The organism is Mesosutterella porci (assembly GCF_022134585.1).
Classification (GTDB): domain Bacteria; phylum Pseudomonadota; class Gammaproteobacteria; order Burkholderiales; family Burkholderiaceae_F; genus Mesosutterella; species Mesosutterella porci.
The window spans coordinates 198,775-217,540 of sequence record NZ_JAKNCT010000002.1; the positions used below are offsets into that span (position 1 = coordinate 198,775).

An 18,766-nucleotide genomic window follows, 5' to 3' on the forward strand; every position below is an offset into this window, starting at 1 on the left:
CTTCACGGTTTTTCCTCTGAGGCTCCCGCCCCAAGAGCTTCGTTGAAGCTCACATAGGCGTATAGGCGCTCCGAGCGTGCGTCGGCCAGGCTGGCTGCGGCGCTGTTGAAAGTCCTTTGGGCGGTAAGAACCGTGAGGAATCCCTCGCCGCCCAGTCTGTAGCGGTCAAGCGCCTGCAGCAGGGCGCGCTGCGAGGCCTCGAGCGAGGTGCGGCGTGACTCCTCGATGTCCTTCAGGTAACGGGTCGAGGACAGAGCGTCTCTCACGTCCCCGTAGGCCTGTTCGGCAGCCTGGCGGTAAGCCTCGAGGGCCGCCCGTTCCGCGGCCTTGGTCTCTTCGTAGCGCGCAGTGCGCCGCCCGAAGTCGAATATCGGCAGGTCGAGCGACACTCCCAGCGACCAGATGGATGCGCCGAAAAGGCCGCTGAGTTCGCGCGACTGCGTGCCGGCGGAGCCGGTGAGCGAGATGCTGGGGAAAAAGGCTGCGTAGGCCGCGGCGATTTCCGCATGGCTGCTGCGCAGGGCGGCCTCAGCCTGCCGCACGTCGGGCCGGTTCTGCAGCAGTTCGCTCGGCAGCCCCGGGCGCACGGCCGGGCAGGGCAGTTCGAGCGTCGCGGGCCTTCGCAGCCGCAGCTCCGGGCGGGAGGCGAGCAGGGCGAGCGCGTGCTCATGCTGCTCGGCCTCGAGCCGAAGCGTGTCCGCGTCCGCCTTCCTCGAGGCGAGCTCCGCCTCGGAGCTGCTCACGTCCACGTCGGTTGCCGTGCCGAGGCCGCGGCGGGAGCGGACGATCTCAAGAGTCTTTTGCATTGTCTCGAGGCTGTCGACGGCCAGGTCGAGCTTGCGCAGCGATCCGAGCCAGCCGATGTATTCGCGGGCGATGCTCCCGGCAAGCGAGAGCCTTACGGCACGCGCAGCCCACAGGCTCTTGTCGGCCGAGGCAAGGGCCGATTCCCGAAGATTTCTGTTTTTGCCCCAGAAGTCGAGCTCCCAGGACGCGCTTGCAGCCGCCCTGAGATAGTGGGGGCGCGACACGGCGTTAGTGGAAGTGCTGCGTGTTTTGCCGCGGCCTGAGTCGGCGGCCAGGCCTATTTCGGGATAGAGGTCGGCCCCGACCTGCCTTGCGTAGGCTCGGGCGGCGTCGAGTCGGGCCGCGGCGGCCTTCACGTTGTGGGCGTCGCGCAGCGCCGATTCGATGAGAGAGCTGAGCTGCGGGTCGCGCAGCTCGGACCACCAGTCGTCGCGCTCTGAGGCGACGCTGCCCTGCGGCGCGGGAGCCTGCCAGTCGGCGGGAAGGTGCACTTTTTCAGCGGGCAGCGTCTCGGGCAGCCCCGGAGGGGTTGAACAGCCGGAAAGTCCGATCGAGCTGAGGCTCGCAGCCACAAGCAGAGCAAAGGAGCGCTTCATTTTTCCTCCTTCCCTTTCTTTTCAGCAGGCGAACCGCTTCCGCCGGACCTGCGGCGGCCCAGCGAGGCGAACCAGGTGAAAAACACCGGAACGAACAGCGTCGCGATGAATGTGGAGAGCAGCATCCCGCCCAGCACGCCGGTTCCCATCGAACGGCGGGCTGCGGATCCGGCTCCGCTCGCGATCGCAAGCGGCAGCACGCCCAGCATGAACGCGAGCGAGGTCATCAGGATGGGCCTGAAGCGAAGCCGTGCAGCGTCAACCGCGGCTTTCCCGGGCTCTTCGCCCTCGGCCATTTTCTGGAGGGCGAACTCCACGATCAGAATGGCGTTTTTGGTCGCTAGTCCGATCAGAACGAGCAGGCCGATCTGGAAATAAATGTCGTTGTTGAAGCCTCTCAGATCCACTGCAAGGAAGGCTCCGAGCAGCGAAAACGGCAGCGCGAGCACCACCGCGACGGGCAGAGACCAGCGCTCGAACAGGGCCGCAAGAATGAGAAATACAACGAGGATGCCGAACCCGAAGGCTGTCGAGGAGGAGCTGCCGATGCGCTTTTCCTGCCAGGCCTGGTCCACCCAGCCGATCGTATAGCCTTCCGGAAGCACCTCGTCGGCGACTTTCTCGACCAGGCTGATGGAGCTGCCGGAGCTCACCCCCTGAGCCGCGGCACCCATGAAGCGCGCGGCAAGGTAGCCGTTAAGCCTCGTCATACTGATGGGGCCGGAGGTCCTCTTTACCGTGACCAGGGTGGAGAGCGGGATCATCTCTCCGGAGTTGGAGCGCACCCAGGCCCGCCCAATATCCTGCGGATTCATCCGGTAGGGGGCGTCGGCCTGGACGATGACGCGAAGCAGCTTGGAGTCCCGGGGAAAATCGTTGACGTAGGTGCTTCCGATCAGGGTGCCGAGGGTGTTGTAGACCGTGGCGATGTCGACTCCCATCGCAGCCGCTTTCTCCTCATCCACCTCGGCGGAAAGCTGCGGGGATTCGGCCTGCAGGAAGCTGCGCAGCGATGTGAGCTCGGGATGCTCCCGGAGCGCCGCGATGAAGTCGTCGGTCACCGCCTGTAGGGCCCTCGGATTGTCGCTGCCGCGGGCAAGGATGAAGCCCGTGAAGCCGTTGGTGCTGCCCAGGCCCGGAATCGCCGCGGGAAGTGTTGCGGTGCCGACTCCGTCCGTGCGGGCGCTGGCGATTGACTGCATCCGGACACGGATGTCCGAGGCGGTGACGCTGCGCTCGTCCCAGGGCTTGAGCTTTGCCGTGAAGGAGGCGATGTCGGGCCTGAAGTCCGACGTGGTCGAGTCTCGTCCGGTTTCAGACACGACAGAGTCGATGCCCGGCAGCTTCCGGATCTGGTCGGCGATTTCCGTGGTGGCCTTGTAGGTTCTCGGGAAAGCGGTTCCGTCAGGCATGCGGAAGGTCATCCTCACGAGCCCTTGGTCTTCGGTGGGAATGAAGGAGGTCGGCGTGACCGCCATCAGTTCCCAGACAAGCGCCGAGACGGCCAGCAGCAGCACGAAGCAGAGCTTCCCGTGGGCGAGCAGCCAGCTCACGACGCGGATGAAGAAATCCGTGGAGACGGCAAGAATCTGGTTGAAGGCGAGGAATAAGCGCGGCTTTTTCCTCGAGGGATCCCCGGGCTTCAGGAAGAGGGCGCACAGCGCCGGGGTGAGGGTGAGTGCGTTGAAGCCCGAGATGATCACGGCCATGGCGACAGTAACGGCGAACTGCCTGTAGAGCTCGCCCGCCATGCCGCCCAGGAAGGCGACAGGGATGAAAACCGCGGAAAGAACGAGCACGATGGCGATGAGCGCGCTGGAGACCTCCTTCATGGCCTGCTGCGCGGCCTGTCGCGGCGGCAGGTGCTGCTGGGTCATCAGCCGGTCGACGTTTTCGAGGACGACGATGGCATCGTCCACCACAATGCCGATTGCGAGCGTCATCGCGAAAAGGGTGAGCGTGTTGATGGAAAAGCCGCACAGCCACAGCCCTGCGGTGCAGCCAATCAGCGACACCGGCACGGAGATCATGGGGATGAGGGTCGCGCGCCAGCTCTGCAGGAAGAGGAACACGACGCCCAGCACCAGCAGAAAAGCCTCTCCGATCGTGATGAGAACTTCGCGGATGGAGGCTTTCACGAAGACGGTGGTGTCGTCGGTGACGTTGTAGGCGAGCTTGCCCTTCGGAAAATGTACGGAGAGCTCCTTGAGTCGGTTCTTCACCGCGTTGGCCGCGGCGAGAGCGTTGCCGCCCGACTGCAGGAACACTGCGATGTTGGCCGCTGGGGCGCCGTTCTGGCGGCTTACGAATTCATAGTTGCGGTTGCCGACCTCCACCCGGGCGACGTCGCGCAGATGGATCACGCCGAGGCTCGGGTCGCTTTTGATGACGATGTTCCGGAACTGATCCGGATTGATGAGCTGGCGCCGTCCTGTGACCGTGTAGAACAGCTGCTGGCCTTCCACGGTGGGGGCCGAGCCGGTGCGCCCGATGCCGTACTGCATGTTCTGGCTGGAAATGGCGCTCTGGATGTCCGATGTCGTCACCTTCAGCTTGGCCATCCGCAGCGGGTCGACCCAGATGCGCATCGAGGACTCCACGTTGCCGAAGATGGTCACGTCGCCGATGTCCTCCACGCGCTTGAGCTCGTCGACGATGTTCACATTCGCGTAGTCAGCCATCTCGATCGGCGACATGCTGCCGTCTGGCGAGGTGAGGATGACGCGCAGAAGGTTGTCGGAGCTTCTCTTGCGGACCGTCACGCCCACGTTGCGCACGGCCTGCGGCAGCTTGCGCTCAACGGTGCGGACCCGGTTGTTGATTTCGAGAACCGCATCGTTGGGGTTGACGCCGATGTCGAAGGTGCAGTCGATGCGGACCTCTCCGCTCGAGCGCAGCGTCGTCCTGTAGTAGAGCAGGCCCTGAATGCCCGACAGCTGCGCCTCGATGGGCTGGGCGACCGTGCGCGACAAGGTGAGGATGTCGGCCCCGTCATAGGAAGCGTTGATCATGACCGAAGGGGGCGTGATGTTCGGGTACTGCGAAATGGGCAGCACGCGGATGGAAATCAGCCCCGCCAGGATGATCAGTATCGCCATGACGGTGGAAAAGATGGGGCGCTTGATGCAGAACTGGGAAAGCATGGCCGGAGCCTCGATTTACTGAGCCGGAGAGGAGCCTGCCGCGGCACTCTGGGAGGCTGCCTTGACCTCGCGGCCGTCGCGCAGCCTCAGGATCTGATTGACGATGACCTGGTCGCCCGGCTTCAGGCCGGAGCGGACAATCCAGTTTGCATCGTCCCATGTGCCCACGGTTACCGCGGTCTTGTGCGCCTTTCCGTCTTTCATCGTGTAAAGCGCATAGGTGCCGTCAGACTGCTGGAGCACAGCTCCCTGGGGCACGAGGTAAACCCCTTTCTCCACTCCCGTCTGCAGCCGCACCCGCACGAACTGTCCGGAAAGAAGCCCGGTGGTTTTCTGCAGTCTGGCGCGCAGCTGCCTCGTCCCGAGGTCGTCGTCGACCGCCTGCGAAACATAGTCGAGCCGCGCCGGCAGCCTCGCTCCCTCCGGATTGACCACCTCCACGGCGCTGCTGCGCGAGATTTTTGCTTCGCCCAGATCGCGGTCGCTGATGGCGAACACGACCCTCAGGTCGCCCTTCTGGGTCAATGTGGTGAGCAGCGTCGTGTGCTGCGTGACCAGCGACCCCGTATGGACCAGCGAAAGCCCGGCTACCCCGGGGGAAGGTGCCCGGATCTGAGTGTGGGCGAGGTCTACTGCGGCGCTCTCGACCCTGGCCTGCGCGGCGGCCAGCGCGGCCTTGGCCGACTGTTCTGTGGAGAGCGCGTCGTCGAGCTCCTTCCTTGAGGCGGCCTGGGCGGCCTCGAGGCCCTGGGTTCTCTTGAGCTCGCGGGCGGCCTGCGCGGCCTGCGCGGCGAGCTGGTCCCTCTGCGAGCGAGCTTCTTTGAGCGCCGCCTCGCTGGCCGAGGGGTCAATGACGAAAAGAAGTTGCCCGGCCTTCACCGGAGTGCCCTCAGCGTAGGCGATGCGCTTGAGTATGCCGGAGACCTGCGAGCGGATTTCCACCTGAGAGGTGCCCTCCGTCTTCCCCATGACTTCCTGCCAGTGGGGAACGTCTACCGGAGTCACCGTGACGGTCGAAACTTCAACGGGTTTCACAGCGGGCGCTTTTTTGCCTGAATCGCTGCAGCCCGAGGCCAGCACGGCCGCGATCGCGGAAAGAACCAGCGGTTTGAGCCAAGAAATGTTCATGGGGCCTCTGTTTGAATGAAAAACGCGGCTATTTTTCTGGGAAAGATACGCCGGAGAAAGTAAAAGAATCGTTGACGGCTTGCAAAAAAACGGCAAGGCTCCGTAAATGATCGTTAAAGTCTCATGCGCATCTCTGCTTCGGGATTCCCTGCGGAGGTCAGAACCATTCGGTGGACTTGACCAGCCAGTCGAGCGCCTTGCCTTCAACCCGATCCAGGAGAGCCTCGCGGACCTGGCGGTGGTAGCGGTTAAGCAGCGCGATTTCTTCTGACTTCATCATCCGGGCCACGATGAGGCGCGTGTCGATGGGGCACAGCGTCAGGGCCCGGAAGCCCATGAAGCGCCCGAACTCGCTTTCCGACCTCACCTCCGGGGTGATGAGGCTTTCGATTCGGATGCCCCAGCGCCCTTCCCTGTAAAGCCCGGGCTCGTCCGATACGACGACGCCCTCCACCGTGCGGGTGGCCTCCGAGGGCAGGCTGCGCGGGGAAATCGAATAGGGCCTCTCGTGCACGTTCATGAAAAAGCCGACGCCGTGGCCTGTACCGTGGCCGAAGTCCGCGTCAGTCTCCCAGAGCGGGGCGCGGGCGAAGGTATCGAGCTGCGAGGCGTAAGCCCCTTCGGGAAAGTAAGCGTCGAGCAGATGAAGGTGCGCACGGAGCACGGCCGTATAGTCCTTCCGAAGCGCCTCCGGGGGACGGTGGATCGCCGTGACGCGGGTGATGTCCGTCGTTCCGCTCTGATACTGTGCGCCTGAATCGATCAGCAGGACTGTATCTCCCGCAAGCGGGCTGCAGTGGGCTTCGTCGGGCGTGTAGTGCGGAAGAGCCGCATTGGGGCCCACCGCTGCTATGGTTCCGAAGGACTCGCTCACGTAGCCGCTTTCCCGGGATCGTTCTTCATGGAGCCTGCGTACCACGTCCATTTCCGTGAGGGCTCTGCCTCGGGCGAGCTCCTCCTCAAGCCAGGCGTAGAACCTGCAGAGCGCCGCGCCGTCCTTTTTCATGGTTTCTTCAATCAGGCGGATCTCTTCCTTCGTCTTGCGCGTCTTGAGCAGCGCGATGGGCGACATCCCCCTGATGATCTCCACCTGCCTGCCTATGGCGCCGGCCGCCGTGGAGGAAATCACCGAGGGGTCGATGAAAAGCCTCAAGGCGGGCAGAGCCCGCAGGCTGTCCCTGAATGCGTCGTAGGGGCGGATGCAAAAGCCCTCGGCCTCTAGCTTCGGGCGCAGCTTGGCGGGCAGTCCGTCTTCATTGAGAAACACGAAGGCCTGGTCTTTCAGCACGAGCAGATGCGACAGGAAAACGGGGTTGTAGTCCACGTCCGAGCCGCGCAGATTGGTGAGCCAGCCGATTTCGTCCAGCGCCGAGGTGGCGAAGGCATCGGCGCCCTTTTTCGCCAGCTCCCCGCGAAGCCGCTCGAGTTTGTGACCCGCAGGCTCCGGGGCGAGCGTGTTCTCGTAAATCCGGCTGTGGGGAAGGGCTGGACGGTCTGTCCAGATTTCGGCGGCCAGGTTCAGGTCGGTCCTCAGCGCGATGCCCCTGGGGTCGAGCGCCTCGCGCAGCTTTGTTTCAAGCTCGAGCGGCAGGCTCTCGCCGGAGATTCCTGCGCTCGAGCCGGAGGCCAGGTTCTCGGAAAGCCACTCGATCCAGCCCCGGACGCCCGGTGCGCCGAGCTTCATCAGCGCAATGCCGGAGCCCTCGAGCTGGCGCGAGGCCTGGACCCAGTAGCGGCTGTCGGTCCACAGCAGCGCCTCCGAGGCCGTGACGACAAGAATGCCGTAGCTGCCGGTGAAGCCCGACAGCCAGGCCCTTTCCGCCCAGCGCCCCGGGACGTACTCCGAGGCATGGGGGTCGGAGGTGATCGAAATCCAGGCCGAGAGGCCCTGCTTCACTAAATGCTCTCTGAGCTTTGCGATCCGGCTGGCTGATTCTGGCATGTTCGTGCGTACCCCCCTTCTCATCAATGAGTCATCAATCAATTTAAAAGAGCTTTCTCAGCGTGACGCTGAAAGGCAGGGCCACGACCCCATCGGGAGTTTTCGACTCTATCATCCGCAGTTCCTCTATGCGCCAGCCCGCGTCCCGGAATTCAGTGATCGTGGCCGACACATGTAGCCCGCGGCAGATGAGCCTCGTGTCGCCGAAGCGCTCTCCCGAGACGAGCGGCTCGGCGGCACGGCAGGTGGCGAGCGTCTGGTACGGGGCGTCGATCAGGGGGTCGGCGGGGAACTGTTCCTGCGGGGCGGCGGGCTTCGCGGACGGAGAGGCCTGCGGGAGCCGTTCAGCGGGCGCCGCCGCTGCGGACTGCCGGGGGGAGGCCGCAGCCTGCTCCTGGGGCTTTTGCGGGGCCGTTGTCGAGCAACCGGCCAGCAGGAATGCGGCGGCAAGGAGGAAAGAGCGTGTCAGGCTGGCTTTCAAAGCGTCTGCTCCAGGAGAAGGAAACCAACGGACTATTTTAAGCGCGGGCGAATCCGAACAGGGGCCGCGGGAAAGAGGGGCCGCCGGCTCTTTTCCCGCGCTTCGTCAGTGCCTGCGGCCGCGGCTGCTGCGCCGCGCGATCATTCCGGGGGGCAGGTTGCTTCGGGTGTTGCTGTCGCTGTAGCGGGAGTTCTGCTCGAAGTAGTCAGTGCTGCGGGCGGGGCGAGGCTGACCGCTTCTGCGGGAGCGGCCTTTGCCCGGGCGCGAGGAGGCCCCTCGGGGTTTCCCTCCGGCAGGATAGGGCGCCTCGCCCGGCATGTTCTGCGGCAGGAACAGGGCCTGCTGCTCCGGCGCGAAGGGATCCTTCGGCTCATAGCGTCCGATGGAGGCGCTGCGGCCGCGCCGCGCGGGCTTGCGGGGGCGGTAATGAATTGAATTGCCGAAATTGTCCGGGTCGAAATCGGGGCCTGCGGCCTTCTTGCCGGCAGAGGAAGCCGATCCGCGGGCGGGCTTTCTGCGGCCGCGTCCGGCAGAGGGATCGCGGTCGGAGAAGCCGCGGTCGCCTTCGCCGGCGGCGGGAAGCGCCTCGGCGACAGCCTGAGCTGAGCCGCTGGGCTGGGGCTTGCGGGGCTCTTTCTTCCTGGCTCTGCGGGCCTCGCTCTGGCGGGCGAGCTGCCGGCGGCGGCTCTGCTCAGCCTTCCGGTCGTCTTCGGCCATGTCCTCGGGCTGCGGTCCGTCGTAGCCTTCGGGGGTGATGAGTTCGATTTTTTCCTTCAGCAGCTTTTCAATGGCGGCAAGCTGCGGGCGGTCTTCCGGCGAGACGAAACTCACGGCGTGTCCCTCAACGCCCGCCCGGCCGGTGCGTCCGATGCGGTGGACATAATCTTCGGGGACATCCGGCAGCTCGTAGTTCACTACATGCGGCAGCTGCTCTATGTCAAGGCCGCGGGCGGCGATGTCCGTGGCGACGAGCACGCGCACCTTCTTCGCCTTGAAGTCCGCCAGGGCGCGCGTCCGAGCGTTCTGGCTCTTGTTGCCGTGAATGGCGGCCGCGGAGATGCCGTCGCGGATAAGCTGCTGGCAGAGACGGTTCGCGGCGTGCTTCATGCGGGTGAACACGAGCACCTGGTCCCATCCGCCATCGACAATCAGGTCCCGCAGCAGCTCGCGCTTGCGGTTTTTGGCGATACTGTAGGCCTGCTGGCGGATCAAGGCCGATTCCTTGTTCGGGGAGATTTCGACCGAGACGGGATCGGAGAGGAGTGTGTCGGCTAGGCGCCGGATGTCTGGGCTGAACGTAGCCGAGAAGAGCAGGTTCTGCCGCTTTTCAGGCACGAGCTTCAGGATGCGGCGGATGTCGTGGATGAAGCCCATGTCGAGCATGCGGTCGGCTTCGTCGAGGACAAGATAGCGCACGGCGGAAAGGTCCACGTTGCCCTGGCCCGCATGGTCGAGGAGCCGCCCCGGCGTTGCGATCAGGATGTCGACGCCTCCGGCGAGGGCCGCGGTCTGCGGCTTGATGTTCACTCCGCCGAAAACGAGCGCGGAGCTGACTCTGGTGTAGCGGCAGTACGAGCGGATGTTTTCGTGGATCTGCGCTGCGAGCTCGCGCGTCGGCGCGAGGATGAGCGCCTTTACCTGCTTGGGCTGGACGGGGGCCTTGTCGGCCGAGATTTTCTGGATCAGGGGCAGGCTGTAGGCGGCGGTCTTGCCGGTGCCCGTCTGGGCTGCCGCGAGAATGTCCCGGCCCTGGAGGACGGCGGGGACAGCCTTTTGCTGTATCGGGGTCGGCTGCTCGTAGCCCATGTCGGCTACGGCGCGGTTCAGGGGCTCGATGAGCCCCAGATCTGCAAACGGTTGGTTCACTTGGAGGAAAACCTTAAGGCGCTCCGATGCCAACCGCGGCTGCGGGCTGGCCCAGGCAGTGGAGTGCTGTGTTAGTTAATCTATCATCAGACGGGCGGTTCCCGGTATATTGAGGAAACCGTGCCGGCCCGATGGCCGGCTGTGGATCCCGGGCGGCCTGGCTGCCCGGTATTGTCTGGCAGTTGCGCTGGCGGCATTGATTTTCCGCGCAGCGGCTCTGCATTTTACCTGATTGCCGAAAAGCAGGGAAAAGTCTCCCGGCGCTCGGCTGCGCGAGGAAGCGTGAAAATGACCGAACTCAAAATTGAGGTGCTCCGGACCGGAGAGGGAGAAAAGGCGGAGCCCGGGGACGTGGTCTCCGTGCATTACACCGGCTGGCTCGAGGACGGAACGCAGTTCGACTCAAGCCTGGAGCGCGGGGAGCCCATCGAGTTCCCGCTGGGGGCCGGGATGGTGATTCCGGGCTGGGAGCAGGGCCTCGCCGGCATGAAGGTGGGCGAGAAGCGCAGGCTTCGCATTCCTCCGGAACTTGCCTACGGGGACTCGGGTGCGGGCGGAGTGATTCCGCCCGGGGCCACGCTCGTGTTCGAGGTGGAGCTTGTCGGCGTTCGCGGCGCCGGCGAGCCGCAGCCCGAAGATGACGGCGGACTCGAAATCGAAACGCTTCGCAAGGGTTCGGGGCCCGAGGCGCGGCAGGGGGACGTGGTCTCCGTGCACTACACCGGCTGGCTTGAGGACGGAACGCAGTTCGACTCAAGCCTGGAGCGCGGGGAGCCCATCGAGTTCCGGCTCGGGGCCGGGATGGTGATCCCGGGCTGGGAGCAGGGGCTCGCCAGCATGAAGGTGGGCGAGAAGCGCAGGCTTCGCATCCCTCCGCAGCTTGCCTACGGGGACTCGGGTGCGGGCGGAGTGATTCCGCCCGGGGCCACGCTCGTGTTCGAGGTGGAGCTTGTCGGCGTTCGCAGCGCCGGCGAGCCGCAGCCCGAAGATGACGGCGGACTCGAAATCGAGACGCTTCGCGAGGGCTCGGGGCCCGAGGCGCGGCAGGGGGACGTGGTCTCCGTGCACTACACCGGCTGGCTTGAGGACGGAACGCAGTTCGACTCAAGCCTGGAGCGCGGGGAGCCCATCGAGTTCCCGCTGGGGGCCGGGATGGTGATCCCCGGCTGGGAGCGGGGTCTCGCCGGCATGAAGGTGGGCGAGAAGCGCAGGCTTCGTATCCCTCCGCAGCTTGCCTACGGAGACTCGGGTGCGGGCGGAGTGATTCCGCCCGGGGCCACGCTCGTGTTCGAGGTGGAGCTCATGGGACTGCAGGCTCAGTCCTGAAAGGGCCCGCAGCCGAATTCCCTCAGCAGGGCTGCCGTCTCGTAAACCGGCAGCCCCATGATGCCGGAGTACGAGCCCTCGATTTTTTCAATGAACGCGGCCGCGAGGCCCTGCACGGCGTAGCCCCCGGCTTTGTCGTAGGGCTCGCTGCACGAGGCGTACGCGAGCATGTCCTCGGAGGTGATTCTGCCGAAAGTGACGCGGGATTCCGACACGAGCCCGCGCAGGTTCGCTTCGTCCGTGCCGGCGAAAACAGCGGTGCGCACGATGTGCGTCTGGCAGGAAAGACGGCGCAGGAACTGAACCTCTTCGGTCTTGTCCCGGGGCTTGCCGAGGATGTCCTCGCCCAGCACGACGGTGGTGTCGGCGGCCACGACCGGCCGCCGCGGCAGATTCCGCGATCTGATTTCCTCAAAGGCCTGCAGCGCTTTGGTCCGTGCGGTTCTCAGCACATAGTCGGCGCTGCTCTCGCCGGGAGCGCGTTCTTCGTCGCCTTCAAAGGCGAAGGGGGAGCTGCCGCCCTGAGGCAGGGGCACGACGGCGTAGCCTAAATTTCTGAGAATCTCGAGACGACGGGGGCTTTTGCTGGCAAGATAAAGGCAGGCGGGCATGTTTCAGGCTCTGTGGTAAGGGTGATTGTTGAGGATGGACCAGGCCCTGTAGAGCTGCTCAAAGAGCACGACCCGCGCGAGTGCATGAGGCAGGGTCATCGAACTCAGGCGGATCAGCATCCGGCAGTCTTTTTTTAGCGCGGCGTCAATCCCGTCTGTGCCTCCGATAATGAAGGCTGGAGACTCGCCTTCCTCCTGCCAGCGCCTGAGTTCCGCGGCGAACTGCATGGTGGTGAGATCCCTGCCGCGCTCATCGAGCGCGATAAGGATGGAATTCTTTGGGACGGCCCGTCTGATGCGTTCGGCCTCCGCCGCCATCAGCTTCTCCCGGGGCTGTCCCCGCCGGGGTTCTTCCCGGACGGTCCTGAGCTCCACCTTCCAGTCGCGCGGAAAACGCTTGGCGTAGTCCTCGCAGGCCTGCGAGGACCACGCCGGGGACCTCAGGTCAACGGCGACGATGCACAGCTTCATGGTGCCTTAGAGCTTCAGCGCCGCTTTTTTGGCGGGCGAGAGCAGGGCGAACTCCGGGTCGATCTTCATGTTGACCTTTTTGCCGCCCCAGATTTCCTCCAGGTTGTAGTACTCGCGGATCTGGGGTTGCATTACGTGGACGATGGCCGCGCCGCAGTCGACGAGCACCCATTCGCCCGTCTCACGGCCTTCCACTCCCACGATGTCTCCTCCCGCTTTCTTCACTTCCTCCCGGACATTTTCGGCCAGCGCTACGGCATGCCGGCTGGAGGAGCCTGTGGCGATGACCACGCGGGCGAACTGATCGCTTAATTTTTCAGTATTGAACACAACGATGTCCTGTCCCTTCAGGTCCACGAGGGCATCGACGATGGTGCGTTGGAGCTTGCGAATATCCATAGATGTTATCTGCCGGAGGCGTACAGCCTCTGTTGAAAAATATACCGGGCGACTTCCGAAGGAAGCCATTTTTCCAGTTTAGCGGTATTTTCCGCCGTTCTGGGCTGCGAAAGCAGGCGGCGGATCGCCGTCGAGCTCGCCTCGTGCGGCGGCATGTCGAAGAAAGAGATGAAGCCGCAGGGGCTGCGGTTGAGCGTCTCCCGCGGAACGATCCTTGTAGCGGACCAGCGCTTCTGGTTTTCGGGCACGGAAGGCTGCGCCTCGCCGCGGTTGAAAACCGCGAGGTCGGCGTAGTCAGTGAGCGTTTCCCAATTCTTCCAGGTCGTGAGGTTGGCCCACTGATCCATTCCGATCAACAGAACGAGCGGCTCGGAGGCCCCGCAGCGGCGGCGCAGCTCCCGCAGGGTGTCCACGGTGTAGGTGGGACCGTCCCTGAAGACTTCCGTCAGGTTGACCCGCATCCCTTCGCGTCCGGCCAGCGCCAGGGCGAGCATCCTGGCCCGGTCGGAGATGGAAGTGAGGACGCGCTTCTGCCAGGGCCTGGCGGCCAGCACAAAGTCGACGCGGCCGAGCCGCAGGGACTCCAGCGCCTGCTGCGCCAGGGCCAGGTGTCCGTTGTGGACGGGGTCGAACGTCCCTCCCAGCAGTCCCGTGCCCCGGCGGGGGAGCAGCGGGCCGCTCATGGGTTGGTCACTTGGCTGGAGAAGATCCGGACTGCCTTTCCATTGGAGGCCTGGATGCCCGTCCAGTTGATCTGAATGCGGGTGTTGCTGTACTCCTCGATCGTCTTGTACTGCGACCAGAAATACCAGCCGTCATCGGAGGAATACGTCGGGCTGCCAAGCCTGGCCAGAGCCTCGCTCAGCTTCATTCCCGGCACGATCCCGCCGATCGAGGCCGCTTCGAACTCGCGGGGAAGCGCGTAGCACTTCCCGGGCTTGCCGGAGGCTTCGGACTGGGCGGCCATCTGAACTTCGGTCACGGCTGCCGAATCCGAGGCGATGATCCAGACCGCGTGTCTGCCGTTTTTAAGGCAGGTCCAGTCTCGAGTGAAATCGCCTTTGCCTTCGCGTGCGAGCGGGGCGCCGAGGCGCTTGGAGAGCTCGCGGATGGGCGTTTTCTCCAACTCCACCTTAAGCGCGCCGAAGCTCATGCCGGGAGCCGTCGCCTTGTCCTTCACGGGCTGTCCGGACAACAGGCTTTCCGGGTAGGCGAAAGGCTCGGCGATCGCCACAGCCGAAGCCGAGGAGGAAAACGCGGCAAACAGCGGAACGCACGAGGAGAGGATAAAAGATTTTGTTTTCATGACAGGCACATCGGTGCTGCAAAGGAAAATTCTTTACGGCTCCTACCTTATCAAGAATCCCGGAGAGGAGGGAGCCTCTCCGGTTGGAACTATCACTTAAGGGCGCGCCAGCCGATGTCGGAACGGCACTGCATGCCGTTCCAGCGGGTCTGGGCCACGGCCTCGTAGGCCTTGTCCCGCGCTTCGCGCAGGGTGCCGCCCAGGCCGACGACGCACAGCACCCGGCCGCCGTTTACAACCATCTGATGCCTGTCGTTCCAGGCTGTGCCGGCATGGAAGACGAGGTGGTCGGAATCCACCCGGGGCAGCGACTCGATGATGTCGCCCTTCCTCGGGTGCTCAGGGTAGCCCGCCGCGGCGCAGACCACGCCCAGAGCGCTTCTGGCGTCCCAGTCGATCCGGGCCTGGTCGAGCCGGCCGTTGATGGCGGCTTCAAAGACAAGCGACAGGTCGCTGCGGATGCGGCTCATGATGGGCTGCGTCTCGGGATCCCCCATGCGGCAGTTGAATTCAAGCACGCGGACGCAGGGCGTCCCGTCAGCTTTCCGGCCAATCATGAGGCCGGCGTAAAGGAATCCGGTGAAGGGGTGGCCTTCGGAGGCCATGCCCGCGACGGTCGGGAGAATGACCTCGCGCATGACGATGTCGTGGATCTCCGGAGTGACGACGGGCGCGGGGGAGTAAGCCCCCATGCCGCCCGTGTTGGGGCCCTGGTCGTGGTCGAGCAGACGTTTGTGGTCCTGCGAAGTCGCCATCGGCAGGACATGCTGTCCGTCGCTGGCCACGATGAAGGAGGCCTCTTCGCCCTCAAGGAAGTCCTCAATGACTACGCGCGAGCCCGCGGCTCCGAATTTGTTGCCGGAGAGCATGTCCCTGACGGCATGCAGGGCCTCCTCGACGGTGGCTGCGACGACGACGCCCTTGCCAGCCGCCAGCCCGTCGGCCTTGACGACGATGGGGGCGCCGTGGCGGCGGATGTAGCTCTCCGCGGCCTGCAGGTCGGTGAAAGTTTCGTAGGCCGCGGTGGGAATGCCGTGGCGTTTCATGAAGGCCTTGGCGAAATCCTTCGAAGACTCGAGCTGCGCGGCCGCCTTCGTGGGTCCGAAGATCCGCAGGCCCTTTGAACGGAACAGGTCGACAATGCCGGCCGCCAGAGGAGCCTCGGGGCCGACCACGGTGTAGTCGACGCCGTTGTCGCGAGCGAAGGCCGCCAGGGCTTCGAGATCCGTCGCCTTGATCGCGACATTGGTCAGCAGCGGGTCTGCGTCGGTTCCGGCGTTGCCCGGAGCGACATAAACGGTCTGAACCCGATCGCTTTGTGCGATGCGCCAGGCGAGGGCGTGCTCTCTTCCGCCGCTGCCGACAACCAGAACTTTCATTTCAGCCTCCCAGTGTCAGGAATTTGTCATAAAAAAAGCGGATTCGTTGAGGAAATCCGCTCTTCGGTCTTCCCGAGGCCCGGCGCTGCAGCGGCGCCGGGGCTTCTCGGATCAGGCTTCTTCTTCGGGAAGATCGAGTGTGGCGGAGCAGTAGACCTTGCTCACGTCATCGTTGTCTTCCAACTCGTCGATGAGCCGCTGCATCTTGACCGCATCCTCGCCGGACAGAACGGTCTCGTTGACCGGCTTCATGGTGATCTCTGCATACTCAGGGGTAAAGCCGGCGCCTTCCAGGGCTTTCTGCACCGCTTCGAATTCCTGAATCGTCGGCGGAGTGATTACTTCGAGGGTTCCGTCTTCGTTGGCCACCACGTCTTCCGCGCCGGCCTCGAGGGCCACTTCCATCACCTTGTCCTCATCGGAGCCGGAGGGCAGGACGATGAGTCCGCAGTGCTTGAACATGAAGGCGACGGAGCCCTCCGTTCCCAGCGAGCCCCCGTTGGAGGTGAGGATGTGGCGGACGTCAGACACCGTCCGGACGCGGTTGTCCGTGGTGCAGTCGATGATGAGAGCGGCGCCGGCGGCACCGTACCCTTCGTAGCGGACTTCCTCGTAGTTCACTCCCTCGAGCTGTCCGGTGCCTTTCAGGATAGCGTTCTTGATGGTGTCCTTCGGCACGTTGGCGGCTTTCGCCTTCTGCAGAGCCAGGCGCAGGCGCGGGTTCATGTCGGGGTCTCCGCCTCCTCCGACGCGGGCGGCGATGATGATCTCGCGGACGACCTTCGTCCAGATGTTTGAACGCTTGGCGTCCTGACGGCCCTTGCGATGCTGTATGTTGGCCCACTTGGAATGACCGGACATGATTCTACCTGTATAAAACGATGGACAGAGGCGGAAAAGCCGCCCCAGTTCATAAAGGAAAAAATAAACAAGTGCCGGTATTTTAGCCACTAAAAGCCCGCGGCGTATTAAATCTTTGGAACTTCTCATTCCTCTTATGGGGGAGGGGGAGAAATTTTCCCCCGACCTCTGTTTTGCGGCGGCAGCCCCGGAATACTTTCAAATATCTTGATCTGAGTATGCCTTGACTGCTGAACAGACGACTACTAAAGTAGTAACCTTCTATTGCTTAAGTGACATTTGTGCGCGATTCCATGCCTGCCGGCGCAGAAATTCGCCTGGGGCTGATGCCCGGCTTATGCCCGGCCGGCAGGCGGGAGCGTTTTTTCAGACAAGGATTTTCATATGGGAGCGGACGATAGCCAGAAAACCATTCTGATCGTGGATGAAAACCCGATATACCGCCTTGCCCTTGCTGATCTCCTTCAAAAACAGGGGCTTGCTCCGAAAGTCTACAGCACCGGCTCGGTAGAGGAGGCGCGTCAGGAAGTCTCCGCGCGGAGGCTGAAGCTCGTGATTCTGGATCTGTCGCTGCCGGATCACGCCGCGCTTGATCTGCTGCAGTTTGTCAAGGAGCAGCAGCCTGCCTGCAAGGGCATCATGCTGCTGCAGGGACGCTTCAACGATGAGCTGATGGCGGCCATCCGGATGGAGGCAGACGGTTTTCTGACAAAGAACCATACCCCGGAGGAGATGGTCACCTTGGTGCACAGGGTCCTTCAGGGCCAGATGGTGATCAGCGACAGCCTCACCAATATCCTCGCTCTTACCCTGCGCAACGGCGGGACCGAAAACGAGGAGAAAAATACGGACAGCCTCACCTCGCGCGAGCAGGAGGTGCTCGGCTACATTGCCAGCGGACTGAGCAACAAGGCCATTGCCGCTCGGCTGTCCATTACGGACGGGACGGTGAAGGTGCATGTGAAGCACATGCTCAAGAAGCTGGGGTTCCGCTCGCGCGTCGAGGCCGCTGTCTGGGCGAGCGAGCGCGGGTTCAGAAGCCCCGGGGCGGGAGTGCCGGATCCCGGAAGAAAGTTTTGATCAATGGATTTTTAGCCTAACGGAAAGTTGAGATGACGACCAAACAGTATGATTTCGCATACGGCCGCGGCCGGATGAAGTTCGACCTTGACGAGGATCTTGTCCTGCAGGAGATCCGCACCGAGGAGTACCCGGTGATGCAGGACGTGAAGGCCGGGGTGCTTGAGGCGATCAGGCACCCGATCGGCTGTCCCTCTCTTGACGATATTGTGAAGCCGGGGCAGACCGTTGCCTTTATCTGCAACGATCCTACACGCGTGGCCAACTCCTTTGACTTCATGCCGGTGCTCGTCAACGAGATGAACCGGCTGAGCGTGCCCGATGAGAATATGAAGATTGTGTTCTCGCTTGGCACGCACCGCCTGATGACTCATGAAGAGATGGTTCAGGCGGTCGGAGAGGACGTGGCCTCCCGGCTGAAAATGTACAACTCGGACTGCAGAGCCGACGAGGACTTCCGCTATTTTGGCCAGACTTCGCGCGGAACGCCCGTTCTCATCAACAAGCACCTGTGCGACGTCGACCACGTCATTCTGACCGGTACCATCGTCCATCATTATTTCTCGGGCTACGGCGGTGGCAGGAAGGCTATTCTGCCGGGGTGCGCCGCGATGGAGACGGTCCGAAAGAACCACAGCTTCATGCTTGACCCGAACGCGGGCCTGGGCCGCACGACGGGCAATCCGGTCTACGAGGACCAGATGGAAGGCGTGGCGCGTTTTGCGAAGGGCCGCTCGCTGTTTCTCTTTAATGCGATCCTCAATGCAAAGCACCAGTTCCTGAAGATGTTCGCCGGCGATTACATCGCGGCCCACAAGGAGGCCTGCCGTTTTGTCGACGAGGTGTACGGCGCCCCAATCAAACAGGAGGCGGATCTGGTCATCGCCTCCTGCGGCGGCTATCCGAAGGACATCAATGTATACCAGATGCAGAAAACCATGGACAACGCCGCGCTGGCCGTGCGGCAGGGCGGTGTGGTGGTCCTGCTGGCCGACTGCGAGGAAGGCAGCGGCTCGGCCAAGCTCGAGGAGACCTTCAGGAGGCTGAAGACTCCGCAGGCGATTGAGGCCGAGCTGCGCGAGAATTTCGTCATCGGCGCTAACAAGGCCTTTGCCATCACGCGCCCCATGAAAAAGGCGAAATTCATTCTGGTGACCCGGCTGGATCGCCAGATGGCGAAGGATATGCTTTTCACCGCAGCCGTGAGCTCGGTGCCTGAGGCGCTCGAGTGCGCGAAGCAGTATGTGGGTGAAAGGCCAAGCGTCATCCTGATGCCGGAAGGCTCCCTGACGGTTCCCCGCCTCGTGAAGTAGGCTCGCCCGGCGCTTTCTCGCTCCTGTTTTTTTTGTGAAGGATACAACCTGGGAGCC

The 18,766-nt window shown here is 63.5% G+C and carries 16 protein-coding genes and 2 pseudogenes; 5 read left to right on the forward strand and 13 right to left on the reverse strand.

Going from position 1 to position 18,766, the window contains the following annotated elements:
• Nucleotides 1–2: 2 nt before the first annotated feature.
• The 6 genes from MAF45_RS02555 to MAF45_RS02580 all read right to left on the reverse strand — a co-directional run bounded on the left by MAF45_RS02555 (nucleotide 3) and on the right by MAF45_RS02580 (nucleotide 9,963).
• Nucleotides 3–1,403 (reverse strand): efflux transporter outer membrane subunit, encoded by a 1,401-nt coding sequence (locus tag MAF45_RS02555; RefSeq protein ID WP_237977985.1) that lies wholly within the window; start codon nucleotides 1,401–1,403, stop codon nucleotides 3–5.
• Nucleotides 1,400–4,546: an efflux RND transporter permease subunit gene (locus MAF45_RS02560; RefSeq protein WP_237977986.1), complete on the reverse strand. Its 3,147-nt coding sequence runs from the start codon at nucleotides 4,544–4,546 to the stop codon at nucleotides 1,400–1,402. Before MAF45_RS02560 ends, MAF45_RS02555 begins: the two co-directional genes overlap by 4 nt.
• Before the next feature lie 15 nt (nucleotides 4,547–4,561).
• On the reverse strand, nucleotides 4,562–5,674 hold the full coding sequence (locus MAF45_RS02565) for an efflux RND transporter periplasmic adaptor subunit (RefSeq protein WP_237977987.1): 1,113 nt from the start codon (nucleotides 5,672–5,674) through the stop codon (nucleotides 4,562–4,564).
• Between the two features lie 157 nt (nucleotides 5,675–5,831).
• Nucleotides 5,832–7,616, reverse strand: coding sequence for a M24 family metallopeptidase (locus MAF45_RS02570; protein ID WP_237977988.1), 1,785 nt, complete (start codon nucleotides 7,614–7,616; stop codon nucleotides 5,832–5,834).
• 43 nt (nucleotides 7,617–7,659) lie between these two features.
• The gene (locus tag MAF45_RS02575) at nucleotides 7,660–8,097 is read right to left on the reverse strand and encodes a hypothetical protein (RefSeq protein WP_237977989.1); all 438 of its coding nucleotides are present in this window, start codon (nucleotides 8,095–8,097) and stop codon (nucleotides 7,660–7,662) included.
• Nucleotides 8,098–8,202: 105 nt separating this feature from the next.
• The gene (locus MAF45_RS02580) at nucleotides 8,203–9,963 is read right to left on the reverse strand and encodes a DEAD/DEAH box helicase (protein ID WP_237977990.1); all 1,761 of its coding nucleotides are present in this window, start codon (nucleotides 9,961–9,963) and stop codon (nucleotides 8,203–8,205) included.
• Nucleotides 9,964–10,251: 288 nt separating this feature from the next.
• Between MAF45_RS02580 and MAF45_RS02585 the strand changes: the two are divergent.
• The 3 genes and pseudogenes from MAF45_RS02585 to MAF45_RS02595 form a co-directional block, all read left to right on the forward strand.
• Nucleotides 10,252–10,572, forward strand: a pseudogene (locus MAF45_RS02585) (FKBP-type peptidyl-prolyl cis-trans isomerase); the annotation flags it as partial.
• A pseudogene (locus MAF45_RS02590) lies at nucleotides 10,555–10,923 on the forward strand (FKBP-type peptidyl-prolyl cis-trans isomerase); the annotation flags it as partial. The pseudogenes MAF45_RS02585 and MAF45_RS02590, both read left to right, overlap by 18 nt.
• Nucleotides 10,906–11,289 carry an FKBP-type peptidyl-prolyl cis-trans isomerase gene (locus MAF45_RS02595; protein WP_237978033.1) on the forward strand — a complete coding sequence of 128 codons (384 nt, stop codon included), beginning with the start codon at nucleotides 10,906–10,908 and terminating at the stop codon, nucleotides 11,287–11,289. The pseudogene MAF45_RS02590 and the gene MAF45_RS02595, both read left to right, overlap by 18 nt.
• Here the strand turns inward: MAF45_RS02595 and MAF45_RS02600 are convergent.
• From MAF45_RS02600 to MAF45_RS02630, 7 genes are all read right to left on the reverse strand, one after another.
• Nucleotides 11,280–11,900, reverse strand: coding sequence for a Maf family protein (locus MAF45_RS02600; protein ID WP_237977991.1), 621 nt, complete (start codon nucleotides 11,898–11,900; stop codon nucleotides 11,280–11,282). The two genes, MAF45_RS02595 and MAF45_RS02600, sit on opposite strands and share 10 nt — an antisense overlap.
• A 3-nt stretch (nucleotides 11,901–11,903) precedes the next feature.
• Nucleotides 11,904–12,371, reverse strand: coding sequence for a 23S rRNA (pseudouridine(1915)-N(3))-methyltransferase RlmH (gene rlmH / locus MAF45_RS02605; protein WP_237977992.1), 468 nt, complete (start codon nucleotides 12,369–12,371; stop codon nucleotides 11,904–11,906).
• Between the two features lie 6 nt (nucleotides 12,372–12,377).
• A complete protein-coding gene (gene rsfS, locus MAF45_RS02610) occupies nucleotides 12,378–12,770 on the reverse strand; it encodes a ribosome silencing factor (protein WP_237977993.1) in 393 nt (130 codons plus the stop codon).
• Between the two features lie 5 nt (nucleotides 12,771–12,775).
• Entirely contained in the window at nucleotides 12,776–13,453 is a 678-nt protein-coding gene (nadD, locus tag MAF45_RS02615; protein ID WP_237977994.1) for a nicotinate (nicotinamide) nucleotide adenylyltransferase, read from the reverse strand.
• Nucleotides 13,450–14,076: a hypothetical protein gene (locus tag MAF45_RS02620; RefSeq protein WP_237977995.1), complete on the reverse strand. Its 627-nt coding sequence runs from the start codon at nucleotides 14,074–14,076 to the stop codon at nucleotides 13,450–13,452. The genes nadD and MAF45_RS02620 overlap by 4 nt, the downstream gene beginning before the upstream one ends.
• A gap of 92 nt (nucleotides 14,077–14,168) precedes the next feature.
• Nucleotides 14,169–15,455 carry a phosphoribosylamine--glycine ligase gene (purD, locus tag MAF45_RS02625; RefSeq protein ID WP_237977996.1) on the reverse strand — a complete coding sequence of 429 codons (1,287 nt, stop codon included), beginning with the start codon at nucleotides 15,453–15,455 and terminating at the stop codon, nucleotides 14,169–14,171.
• Between the two features lie 111 nt (nucleotides 15,456–15,566).
• Nucleotides 15,567–16,316, reverse strand: a complete 750-nt coding sequence (locus MAF45_RS02630) for a YebC/PmpR family DNA-binding transcriptional regulator (RefSeq protein WP_237977997.1) — start codon at nucleotides 16,314–16,316, stop codon at nucleotides 15,567–15,569.
• 384 nt (nucleotides 16,317–16,700) lie between these two features.
• Between MAF45_RS02630 and MAF45_RS02635 the strand changes: the two genes are divergently transcribed.
• Together MAF45_RS02635 and MAF45_RS02640 are read left to right on the forward strand one after the other, a co-directional pair.
• A complete protein-coding gene (locus MAF45_RS02635) occupies nucleotides 16,701–17,396 on the forward strand; it encodes a LuxR C-terminal-related transcriptional regulator (protein WP_237977998.1) in 696 nt (231 codons plus the stop codon).
• 32 nt (nucleotides 17,397–17,428) lie between these two features.
• Nucleotides 17,429–18,709, forward strand: a complete 1,281-nt coding sequence (locus MAF45_RS02640; RefSeq protein ID WP_237977999.1) for a nickel-dependent lactate racemase family protein — start codon at nucleotides 17,429–17,431, stop codon at nucleotides 18,707–18,709.
• The last annotated feature ends 57 nt before the right edge of the window (nucleotides 18,710–18,766 follow it).

Bases quoted from the DNA above. Each gene is read 5' to 3' on its own strand.
- MAF45_RS02555 (WP_237977985.1), bottom strand. From the start codon at position 1,403: ATGAAGCGCTCCTTTGCTCTGCTTGTGGCTGCGAGCCTCAGCTCGATC.
- MAF45_RS02560 (WP_237977986.1), bottom strand. From the start codon at position 4,546: ATGCTTTCCCAGTTCTGCATCAAGCGCCCCATCTTTTCCACCGTCATG.
- MAF45_RS02565 (WP_237977987.1), bottom strand. From the start codon at position 5,674: ATGAACATTTCTTGGCTCAAACCGCTGGTTCTTTCCGCGATCGCGGCC.
- MAF45_RS02570 (WP_237977988.1), bottom strand. From the start codon at position 7,616: ATGCCAGAATCAGCCAGCCGGATCGCAAAGCTCAGAGAGCATTTAGTG.
- MAF45_RS02600 (WP_237977991.1), bottom strand. From the start codon at position 11,900: ATGCCCGCCTGCCTTTATCTTGCCAGCAAAAGCCCCCGTCGTCTCGAG.
- rlmH (WP_237977992.1), bottom strand. From the start codon at position 12,371: ATGAAGCTGTGCATCGTCGCCGTTGACCTGAGGTCCCCGGCGTGGTCC.
- rsfS (WP_237977993.1), bottom strand. From the start codon at position 12,770: ATGGATATTCGCAAGCTCCAACGCACCATCGTCGATGCCCTCGTGGAC.
- nadD (WP_237977994.1), bottom strand. From the start codon at position 13,453: ATGAGCGGCCCGCTGCTCCCCCGCCGGGGCACGGGACTGCTGGGAGGG.
- MAF45_RS02620 (WP_237977995.1), bottom strand. From the start codon at position 14,076: ATGAAAACAAAATCTTTTATCCTCTCCTCGTGCGTTCCGCTGTTTGCC.
- purD (WP_237977996.1), bottom strand. From the start codon at position 15,455: ATGAAAGTTCTGGTTGTCGGCAGCGGCGGAAGAGAGCACGCCCTCGCC.
- MAF45_RS02630 (WP_237977997.1), bottom strand. From the start codon at position 16,316: ATGTCCGGTCATTCCAAGTGGGCCAACATACAGCATCGCAAGGGCCGT.
- MAF45_RS02635 (WP_237977998.1), top strand. From the start codon at position 16,701: ATGGGAGCGGACGATAGCCAGAAAACCATTCTGATCGTGGATGAAAAC.
- MAF45_RS02640 (WP_237977999.1), top strand. From the start codon at position 17,429: ATGACGACCAAACAGTATGATTTCGCATACGGCCGCGGCCGGATGAAG.